This window comes from Vibrio sp. YT-19(2023), assembly GCF_033337395.1.
In genome coordinates this window covers 1-527 of sequence record NZ_JAWOQN010001092.1, presented here as the reverse complement: position 1 = coordinate 527, position 527 = coordinate 1, and the positions used below count along the sequence as shown (strand labels likewise).

Annotated in this window: 1 pseudogene; it reads right to left on the bottom strand. The window is 51.4% G+C overall.

The features are described 5' to 3' along the window. Positions 1–53 precede the first annotated feature (53 nt). A pseudogene (locus R7E78_RS30225) lies at positions 54–527 on the bottom strand (DUF3150 domain-containing protein); the annotation flags it as partial.

The following is a 527-nucleotide window of genomic DNA, read 5'->3' as shown; positions in this document are numbered from 1 at the left end:
CACCCCTGGAGGGAATGGCTATCCCCTCCGGGTCGGTTTAGTTGAAGTGACTATTAGAAGAAATAGTCGCCATCGTCGTCAGTTTTAGGCAGCTCCTGGTTGAGAGGCTCCTCTGTCGTCTCCTCTTGGACAGGCTCTTGCTCTACCGGAGTTTCCTCAGGCAAAACCAGCTCATCCTCAACATCAACACGCTCTTCTCGAACCACATCACCGGCATTGGATTCATCTTCCGATTCACCCTCGCCTCGTTCTGCAAAACTCTTGAAGAAGTTGTCGATGTCTTCATCCAGGTCAACAGAGTTACCACCGCTGTTAGTCTGTTCTGATTGAACAGATTCAGTACCACCTACCTGTTGCTGCTTGGTTTCGCCACCCTCTGTTGCAGGGATAAGCTCACCGGCTTTATCGCTTTTCTGTTCGGCCTTTTCATCTTTAGAACGGTCCCCCATCTGGGCTCCCGAACCGCCAATGTCATTAGCCATGCCCTCTACAGTAATCGAGCCATTGGCATACTGCTCGATGCGGTC